Below are 7,944 nucleotides of genomic sequence, written 5' to 3' on the forward strand. Positions count from 1 at the left end.
GGTCACAATAATATTGTGTATCCATGTGCCGGCCACCCGCACGTCATCGCCCAGCGCATAGGCGGGGCTCAGTGCCGAGGTGGTGCTGGCAAAGAAGATAAAGCCGAGCAAGGCAGCCAGCGTCATGCCGTGTCTAAGCCAGGGTTTGTCACCCTTGAAAACCAGCCAGGCGAAGAGTGCGATCACCAAAAAATAATTGTGATTGGAGCGCGGCGCTGCCAGTGTCGGTATGTCCAGCAACGCACAAAATATGCACAGCACGAGATACACATACCAAAAAAGAACGATAGCGGCAGCGCGAATGTGCTTCTTCACTGTCAGCAAGGCGGTGCTCGCTGCAACGATGACAGAAGCCAGGTTGATGGGGAACATGCTCCAATTGTCCTGGGCCACAAAGTACACGCCCCAGAACACGGAGACACCTCCGAGCACGATGGAACTCAGCAGCAAGGCACGGCGCATGCGTAGCGACTGCTTGCTATTCAAGATTGCCACCATGTCCATGGATATAGCCCTTAGTCAGTGCAAGCGAGTAAATCTAATTACCTTGAGTTAAAAAAATTCTACGCTCAGGGTTGATTCGCAGCAAGAAAAACTGTACTGGAGAGCAATGCATGTCGGCTAAGGCTGTCCTGCAGAATGTCCTTACGCAGCCTTGGTGTTCATTATGCGCAGGCGTGCGGATCCATGCGGCAGCGGGCGTATGCATTGATGAGAAAGCGATTTCTGGCACTACCTTTCTTTTGCGCTATTACTATCATCTGCGCTGCACCGGACTCGCCTGGCTTTGAAGGCCTCAGCGCATCATCTCGCAAGAATGCTTGCCTATCAGACCTTTGGCTTTCGATCCCGGATTCAAGCCGTCGATGCAACAACTTGGCTGTAGCGATCAGTCTGCCATCGACATGCGCATTAGGGTACGCATCAATAGAAAGGCATCGGTACATGCGCATGTTTTTGGATTGCCTTAATATGGCAGGCACCTGCATGGCTATCCCCGGCACTGATCCCCTTCTTTTAACGAGCGCCCCGTGAAAATACTGCCCTCCCGCATCCCCCTTATTCAAGCCCCGATGGTGGGTACACTGAGCCCTCTCACGATTGCTGTCTGCGCAGCGGGCGGTTTGGGTTCTCTTGCCTGTGCCGCACTCACTGCCGCAGAGTTGCGCGAGCAGATACATGCGATACGCGCGGCTACGTCGGCGCCGTTCAATCTGAATTTCTTTTGTCACACGCCTCCGGTCCCGGATGAAGAGGCAGAAGCCAAGTGGTACGCAGCGCTCGCTCCTTACTACAGGGAAGCCGGACTGGATCCGTCGGCAACTGAAAGAAAGCCGGGGCGGGCTCCGTTCGATGCTGCGATGTGCGAAGTGATAGAGGAAACCAAACCCGCCGTAGTCAGTTTTCATTTCGGATTGCCGGATGCGACCTTGCTTGCCCGCGTCCGCAATACCGGCGCGATGATACTTTCATCCGCCACCACCGTGGAAGAAGCGCGCTTTCTTGAAGCGCATGGAGTCGACGCCATCATCGCCCAGGGTGCAGAGGCTGGCGGGCATCGCGGTATGTTTCTAACTGACGATATACATGCGCAACCGGGTTTGTTTGCTCTGTTGCCGCAGATAGTCGATGCGGTGAAGCTGCCCGTGATCGCTGCGGGTGCGATTGCCGATGGAAGAGGGATCGCGGCAGCATTCGTACTCGGCGCCAGCGCAGTGCAGTTAGGCTCGGCTTACCTGCTGACGCCGCAAGCCGGCAGATCCAATGTACACCGTGCTGCGGTACGCGCCGCGCGCGACGATGCAACGCGGCTGACCAATCTGTATACCGGCCGACCGGCACGCGGGCTGATGACGCGCTTTATGCGCGAACAGGGACCGATGAGCGATGTCGCACCGGCGTTCCCGCTGGCGACCAGCGCCGTTGAACCCTTGCGCAAGGCCTTCGAGAAAATGGGAAGCGGGGATTTTTCGCTGTTGTGGTCGGGAGAGGCGGCGGCGCTTGCGCGGGAAGAGGATGCAGAGTCGTTAACTCGGGAGTTATGGAACGAAGCGCTGAAATATCATGCCGTGCATCCACGCGATCCGGGCGCGTAGCGCTATAGTCGGCTTCCAGTCTGCATTAATTCTCCTGCGCATATTGCCGGGTGCTGGGTATACTCTTGCCGAATACTGAAGGCGATGCGCTACGCTACGCCAGGATACCCAGGGAAAATGCATGAACACGAAGTGGAAAATAATAGTGACGATATTTGTAATCGCGATAACGGCAGTTTCTTTGTATGTAAATCCGTAACGAGAGATGCGCCCTCGCCACGGCTCACTTATTGCGCGCCGCGCGCCTCGCTGAGTGCAATCGTCAGGTGCTGGACCTTCTTTTTCAACTGATCACGTTCTTCATTGAGTTCGATAATTAAAAGATTCAATTTGTGTATAGTGATTTGATCGGGCGTCGCATCGGCAGGCGGTGGAACCGGTTCCGGCCTGGACGGCAGTTTGGCTTCGCGCACCTGGCGTGCGACCTGGCGCAATTCCTTCTTGCCGCCGGCAACCGCTGCTATCTGCTTTTCATTCGGCAGGGATGAGATCGCGGCAGCGGCATTGATGGAGACGATGCCTGCCTTCACTGCGCTGACCAGTTCGGCCGCCGCGGTCTTTTGAATTTTTTCGATCTGGCCCAGTGTCACGTTGCTGACGCGTGCGGCTTTCGCGATCACATCGCGCGTCAATGCCTTTTCTTCCGCAGGCTGCGTGTCGACCTCAATCGCCGATGTTGCCGAAGCTATGCGCGCTTGTGCCGCGCGCTCGTTCAAGATGTCTTTCTTGCGCAGTGCCAGCACGCCGCGCTGAAAATCCGATACGCTGCGTCGCCCCAGATGATTGTCTATCATCCACAAGTGCACATCGTCTATCGACTTGAATGATTCGTTCTGCACCGTGTTGAAGGCGATGCCATGTTTCTTGCAGATGCCGTAGCGATTGTGTCCATCGATCAGCAGTTCTCCCCACAGCACCAGCGCATCGCGGCACCCTTCGGCGAGCAGGCTGCGCTCCAGCGCAGTGTACTCATCGGTGGTCAGTGGATCGATATACGCTTGCAGTTCTTCGTTGATGGTGATGGTCATAAGTCAGAAAAAAATCAGGCAAAATACAGTAAGGCGACAGTGTACACACCGGCACAGCCATGTCGTTGAATAAATCATTGCTGCATATATAAGTCAGTCAGGCGGCTTGCACGGAGCGGCTTATGCATGTTTTCAGGGAACAGTATTTGATATCCGCACTCACGTTAAGCGGCTGATTGAGGGCAAACAATATGGCTGCAACAGAAATTGCAATGGATAAGCTGCATGGATTATAATGAGAATGGTTCTCATTTTGTTTTATGCCCAGAATAACTCCATGTCTTCCGCCGAACACGCCTTGCAGCAGCAAATGCATACGCTATACAGCAACCATCATGGTTGGCTGCACGGCTGGTTGCGTAAAAAACTCGGCTGCGCGTTTCAGGCTGAGGATTTGGCGCATGACACTTTCCTGCGTTTGATCGTCCGTCCGCGACAGCTGGATGCGGCTTACGATCCGCGCGCTTACCTGACGAAGATTGCACAAGGCCTGGTCATAGATCTATGGCGTCGCCAGGAAATTGAACGTGCGTGGCTGGTCACTCTAGCCGCGCATCCCGCATCGCTGGTGCCATCGGCCGAGCATCAAGCCATCATTATCGAAACACTGATGGAAGTCGATCGTGTCCTCACTCAGCTACCGGACAAGCCGCGTCGCGCGCTGTTGCTGGCGCACCTGCATGACATGACGTATGCCGAGATTGCCAGCGAACTGGAAGTGTCCGAGCGCATGGTCAAAAAATACATGGCGCAAGCGATGTTGCATTGCCTGCTCAACGGCGCTGCATTTAAAGCGGCGATGGCATGAAAATGGCGACACCTCTATCTGTCTCATCTGCGCAGGAATTCGAATTCTCCACACTGGAACAAGCGGCCGAATGGTTCGCTGTATTACGCTCCGGCGTGGTGAGCGACGAAGAACGTCAACAATGGCATGCATGGCTGGATCTGCGCGAAGAAAATCGTTGGGCCTGGCAGCGGGTCGAGGCTATCAGCAATGGACTGGCGCTGCCCAAAACCGCGCCAGAAGCCGCCACCGCCGCACTGGGTGCCGCGGTGCTTCAGCGGCGCCGTACCTTGAAGATGCTTACATTGTTCGCCGTCACAGGATTGGTTGGATGGGGAGTCAGTCGCAACAGCGATGTGCAAATGGTGCTGGCAGATTTGAGCGCCGATCATCGCAGTGCAGTTGGTCAGATCAGCAATCTGACTTTGGCCGATGGAACCCAGCTTTGGCTCAATACCAATAGCTCGCTGGACGCAGCATATGACGAGCGGTTGCGCAGCGTAAAACTGCGCAAGGGTGAAGTGATGATCGCGACCAGGCCGGATGATCGCTCACCTGCACGTCCTTTCATTGTCCATAGCGCAGAAGGTAGCTTGCAGGCTTTAGGCACGCGCTTCAATGTGCGTCAGCTCAATGGCAAGACCAGACTCAGCGTGTTCGAGGGCAGGGTAGAGATAGTCCCTGTCGATGCGCATGCGACTGCGAAGATCATAGAGGCGGGTGAAGAAGTCGAATTTACCCGTACCGAAATCAGGGCAGTGGTGCCGGCCGACGCAGCACATCAGGCCTGGAGTCGCGGTGTGCTGCTGGCTGACAATATGCCGCTGGATGCCTTCATTGAAGAACTGGCGCGTTACCGCTCCGGTTATCTCGCCTGCGATCCTGCTATCGCGCATTTGCGCGTGGTCGGCGGTTTCCCGCTGGACCGGCCGGATCAGGCGCTAGTCATGCTGGCGGCAGCGCTGCCGGTCCAGATACACGAGACCCTGCCGTGGTGGGTGACGGTACGCGCCCGCTGATCCGCAGACCATCACAAAAATAATTTCACGTATCAGTTCCCCTTTTCAGATCTCGTTCGGAAAGCAAGGTGAAGGCTCACTGCCTGCCGTCAATTTTCCCGAAAGATCCTATGATGAAACATGATTTCTCCAGTCGCGCTGCTGCGGCTCAAGCCGGTTTTTCATTCAAGCCCGTTGTGCTTGCGATGCATGCATTGTTCGCTGGCGCAGTGATACTGGGTGCCTTGCCTGCATCGACATTTGCTGCCGAACCGCTGCCTGCAGCAAAAGCCGCCGCGCATAAATTCAATATTCCAGCAGGTCTTTTGAGTAGTGCGATTGCGCGTTTTGTGGCGGAATCAGGAACCTATGTCTCTGCAAATGGGGCGCTCACTGACGGCAAACATAGTCAGGGCGTGCAGGGAAATTTATCGGCACAGGATGCGCTCAGTCGTTTGCTTGCAGGTACCGGCCTGGAAGCCGTAGTGCAAGCGAACGGCAGCTATGTACTGCGCGTCGCTCCCATCGTCGCGTCGACCCTGCCGACGGTAAATGTCATCAGTGACGCCAGCTCCGCAAGTGACTTGCCTAAGCCTTTTGCCGGCGGACAGGTGGCTAAAGCCAGCCGCATGGGTGTACTTGGCAATGTGGATTTATTCGATACGCCGTTCAGCACGCAAAGCTTCACTGAAGAATTTGTACAAGACCAGCAGTCGCGGCGCGTCGCCGATATTATTTCTGTTGATCCGTCGGTGCGCAGCGCGATGGCGGAATACGGCGATAGCGAAACGTATATCATCCGCGGCTTCCCGCTATTTGTGAATCAGGTAGGCGTTAACGGTTTGTACGGGATGACGGAAGGCCGGCGCATTACGCCAGAGTTCTACGAGCGTGTAGATGTGCTCAAAGGACCTGCTTCCATGCTCAACGGCATTACGCCATTTGGCGTTGTGGGCGGCAATATTAATCTGACCAGCAAGCGAGCTGGCGATGAGCCGCTGACGCGTGTAACCGGCAGTTATATTTCAGATAGCCAGGCTGGCATGCATCTGGATCTGGCGCGTCGCTTCGGTGAGAATAAAGAGTGGGGCATGCGCTTGAATGTGCTCAAACGCGACGGCGATACACCTATAGCGCAGCAGGACGACCACATGAAAAATGCTGCGCTGGCAATCGACTATCGTGGCGCGAAGCTCAAGGCAAGTCTGGATGTTGCCAATCAGGATCGCCTGACCAATGGCTATTCGGCAAACATCAACTATAACCAGGGCTTCGCACTGCCGCGTCCACCAGAAAACGACAAGAACTTCGTCAACGATTGGGAGTACATCAAAACCAATGCGAAATACTGGATGGCACGAGCCGAATATGAATTCAGTCCTGCATTCACTGCCTATGCGAACTACGGCGCATCCGAAGGCGACGAAGAGTATTTCTATGCCGGCTCGCAAGCTCGTCGCCTGACAAATAGTGCCGGTGACTTTACTGCGCGTGCCGGCGGATTCAAAGGCTCGTACGAAGTGGATACCTATGACGTAGGCTTGCGTGGCCGGCTTATGCTCGGTGATGTGTCCAATAATTATGCAGTGTCTTACAGCGATTTTTCCCGTAAAGGATACGGCTCGACAGTGAACGCAACGGGCGTATATACCGGCAATATTTACAACACACCTCATTTGCCTAGACCGACAGTGAACTATGGCGTCATTCCACAAAACGCGGATTTGCAATTAAGCAGCATAGGCATAGTGAATACCTTTGGCTTTATCGATGACAAGGTGTTGTTCACGCTGGGCGTGCGTAGACAAGAGCTGTTTAGTGGCGTTTTTGCCTCCGGCGTCAGAACCAAAAATTATGATGAAAGCAAAGTCACGCCGGCCGCAGCATTATTGGTGAAGCTGGGCAGTTATTCGCTCTATACAAATTACAGCGAGGGTTTGGCACAAGGTGCTACTGCGGTCGCGGGTACTAGTAACCAGGGTGCGATTTTGCCGCCGTCTGTGACCAAGCAGGTTGAAGGCGGCGTCAAGTACAACGCCGGCACCTTCGGCCTCACTGCGGCGCTGTTTCAAATTTCACAGCCCAGCACATATACCAATTCTTCCAACCTGTTTGTAGCAGATGGTGAGCAGCGCAACCGCGGCCTGGAGTTGTCTACATTCGGCCAACCGTTCAGAGGCGTGCGTTTGCTCGGCGGTATTACCCTGATCGATGCCAAACAAACCAAAACACTGAATGGCATCAATGATGGCAAAGATGCGATAGGCGTACCTAAGGTCAACGTCGTCTTGAATGGTGAGTACGATCTTTTCGGCATCCCTGGCTTGACACTCACCGGACGCATAAACGCATTCAGCAGTGCACAGGCAGATGTCGGTAATACGCAGAGCATTCCCCGCTGGACGACGCTGGATGCGGGTGCACGCTATGCGATGCAGGTTTCCGGCAAGGCAGTCACGCTACGCTTCAATGTGATTAACGTGACTGATAAAAGTTACTGGAACTCGGTCTCGCGCAGCTTCATAACCATGGGCGCGCCACGCACGGCCTTGCTGTCAGCAACAGTAGATTTCTAAGTGCGTGACAGCGGTAAGCGGATTTAACAGGATGAAGAATCGAAGCGAATGAGTTGAGATTCCTTATCCTGCATGCAGTTTTTATTGCCCGGAGAAACAGCGCATCTTGCACGTGATGCGCTGTTTTTTTATGTGCTTGATCTACGCGGCAATTTTCAGTCAGGTCGGATGAGGCGATAGTTTGCAAAATGATGCGGCGATGTCACCGGATAAATCGGTATTTTCCAGCATCAAGAGTGCAGTGGTGCAGGCTGCGCATCCTGCGCAGCCTCACTCCGCGACGCTAAACTTTCTTCGGTCGTGGCGTCGCCTTCCTGCGCTCGCCTATCAGCCCCGATCCAGCCGCGCGCAATATCTTGCGGAAGGTAGGGCATTCCATGTGGCTGGGCGCAGGGCAGCGAGCAGCATGCCGCAGGCCGTCACGCATCGCAGACAGTTTCTGGATGGTTCTATCGAGGT

The 7,944-nt window shown here is 54.8% G+C and carries 5 protein-coding genes and 2 pseudogenes; 4 read left to right on the forward strand and 3 right to left on the reverse strand.

Annotation, left to right across the window (positions count from 1 at the left end; translation table 11 throughout):
- Nucleotides 1-504: pseudogene (locus Q7T06_RS01810) on the reverse strand (EAL domain-containing protein); the annotation flags it as partial.
- Between the two features lie 527 nt (nt 505-1,031).
- On the opposite strand from Q7T06_RS01810, the gene Q7T06_RS01815 reads away from it, so the two are divergent.
- Nucleotides 1,032-2,096 (forward strand): nitronate monooxygenase family protein, encoded by a 1,065-nt coding sequence (locus Q7T06_RS01815; RefSeq protein WP_304779167.1) that lies wholly within the window; start codon nt 1,032-1,034, stop codon nt 2,094-2,096.
- A gap of 227 nt (nt 2,097-2,323) precedes the next feature.
- Here Q7T06_RS01815 and Q7T06_RS01820 read toward each other — a convergent pair whose 3' ends face one another.
- Nucleotides 2,324-3,124, reverse strand: a complete 801-nt coding sequence (locus Q7T06_RS01820; RefSeq protein ID WP_304779170.1) for a hypothetical protein — start codon at nt 3,122-3,124, stop codon at nt 2,324-2,326.
- Nucleotides 3,125-3,401: 277 nt separating this feature from the next.
- Between Q7T06_RS01820 and Q7T06_RS01825 the strand changes: the two genes are divergently transcribed.
- From Q7T06_RS01825 to Q7T06_RS01835, 3 genes are all read left to right on the forward strand, one after another.
- Nucleotides 3,402-3,932, forward strand: a complete 531-nt coding sequence (locus tag Q7T06_RS01825; protein ID WP_304779173.1) for a sigma-70 family RNA polymerase sigma factor — start codon at nt 3,402-3,404, stop codon at nt 3,930-3,932.
- 2 nt (nt 3,933-3,934) lie between these two features.
- Nucleotides 3,935-4,930, forward strand: a complete 996-nt coding sequence (locus tag Q7T06_RS01830; protein WP_304779175.1) for a FecR domain-containing protein — start codon at nt 3,935-3,937, stop codon at nt 4,928-4,930.
- Nucleotides 4,931-5,040: 110 nt separating this feature from the next.
- Entirely contained in the window at nt 5,041-7,485 is a 2,445-nt protein-coding gene (locus Q7T06_RS01835) for a TonB-dependent receptor (RefSeq protein WP_304779178.1), read from the forward strand.
- Nucleotides 7,486-7,768: 283 nt separating this feature from the next.
- Here the strand turns inward: Q7T06_RS01835 and Q7T06_RS01840 are convergent.
- Nucleotides 7,769-7,944, reverse strand: a pseudogene (locus tag Q7T06_RS01840) (MerR family transcriptional regulator); the annotation flags it as partial.

Origin of the sequence: Herminiimonas sp. (assembly GCF_030645555.1) — a bacterium.
GTDB lineage: Bacteria > Pseudomonadota > Gammaproteobacteria > Burkholderiales > Burkholderiaceae_D > Oxalicibacterium.

Coding starts and splice junctions, on each gene's coding strand:
- Q7T06_RS01835 (WP_304779178.1), top strand. CDS start 5,041: ATGATGAAACATGATTTCTCCAGTCGCGCTGCTGCGGCTCAAGCCGGT.
- Q7T06_RS01820 (WP_304779170.1), bottom strand. CDS start 3,124: ATGACCATCACCATCAACGAAGAACTGCAAGCGTATATCGATCCACTG.
- Q7T06_RS01825 (WP_304779173.1), top strand. CDS start 3,402: ATGTCTTCCGCCGAACACGCCTTGCAGCAGCAAATGCATACGCTATAC.
- Q7T06_RS01830 (WP_304779175.1), top strand. CDS start 3,935: ATGGCGACACCTCTATCTGTCTCATCTGCGCAGGAATTCGAATTCTCC.